A 1,486-nucleotide genomic window follows, 5' to 3' on the forward strand; every position below is an offset into this window, starting at 1 on the left:
GAGTAGCAAGCGAGTCAACATCGACAAGTGAGTCCGACTCGGCATCAGTAGCTAAGAGCGAATCAGCATCAACAAGTGAATCGGTTTCAAATTCAAATAGAGTAGCGAGTGAGTCGACATCGACAAGTGAATCGGAATCAAATTCGAACAGAGTAGCGAGTGAGTCAACTTCTACTAGCACATCAACATCAGCAAGCGAATCTGTTTCAAATTCAAATCGAGTAGCAAGTGAATCGACATCGACAAGTGCATCAACGTCAGTAAGTGATTCAGTATCAACATCAAATCGAGTAGCAAGTGAATCGACGTCAACAAGTGAGTCAGCTTCCGAGTCAGCAGTTAAGAGCGCGTCAACATCAACAAGTGAATCGAATTCCGCGTCGTTAGCTAAGAGCGAATCGGTATCGACAAGCGAGTCGGTGTCAAATTCAAATCGAGTAGCGAGCGAGTCAACATCGACAAGTGCATCAACGTCCGTAAGTGAATCAGACTCCGCATCAACAGCTAAGAGTGCATCTGTTTCGACAAGGGATTCTGTGTCAACATCAAATCGATTAGTTAGCGAGTCGACATCAGTGAGTGATTCAAATTCCGCATCAGTGGCTAATAGTGATTCCGTATCAACATCAAACCGATTAGCAAGCGAGTCGACGTCAACAAGTGCTTCCGCATCGGTAAGTGAATCGAATTCTACATCAGTAGCTAAGAGCGATTCAGTTTCAACAAGTGAGTCTGTTTCAAATTCAAATCGAGTAGCGAGCGAGTCAACTTCAACAAGTGCATCAACGTCGGTAAGCGAATCAAACTCCGCATCAGTAGCTAAGAGTGCATCAGCATCAACAAGTGATTCAGTATCAACATCAAACCGATTAGCAAGTGAGTCGACATCGACAAGCACATCAAAAGCGGAGAGTGAATCAGCTTCTGCATCAGTAGCTAAGAGTGCATCAGCATCAACAAGTGAATCTGTGTCAAATTCAAATAGAGTAGCGAGTGAGTCGACATCGACAAGCACATCAAAAGCGGAGAGTGAATCGAATTCCGCGTCAGTAGTTAAGAGTGCGTCAACATCAACAAGTGAATCGGAATCAAATTCGAATAGAGTAGCGAGTGAGTCAACTTCTACTAGCACATCAACATCAGCAAGCGAATCAGTTTCAACATCAAACCGAGTAGCAAGCGAATCAGCGTCAATAAGTACTTCAGTTTCCGAAAGTGAATCAGCTTCCGAGTCAGTAGTTAAGAGTGCGTCGACATCGACAAGTGAATCGGAATCAAATTCGAATAGAGTAGCGAGTGAATCGACATCGACAAGTGCATCAACATCAGTGAGTGAATCGGATTCTACATCAGTAGCTAAGAGCGATTCAGTTTCGATAAGTGAATCTGTTTCAAATTCAAATCGAGTAGCGAGCGAGTCAGCATCAACAAGTGACTCCGTATCAACATCAAATCGATTAGTTAGCGAGTCGACATCAGTGAGTGA

General features: G+C 43.7%; 1 protein-coding gene. It reads right to left on the reverse strand.

From position 1 onward, the window contains the following. Positions 1-1,486: hypothetical protein (locus CD118_RS12315; RefSeq protein ID WP_103356709.1), on the reverse strand; the 1,486-nt coding region annotated here is incomplete at both ends.

The sequence above is a fragment of the Staphylococcus coagulans genome, assembly GCF_002901995.1.
Taxonomy (GTDB): Bacteria; Bacillota; Bacilli; order Staphylococcales; family Staphylococcaceae; genus Staphylococcus; species Staphylococcus coagulans.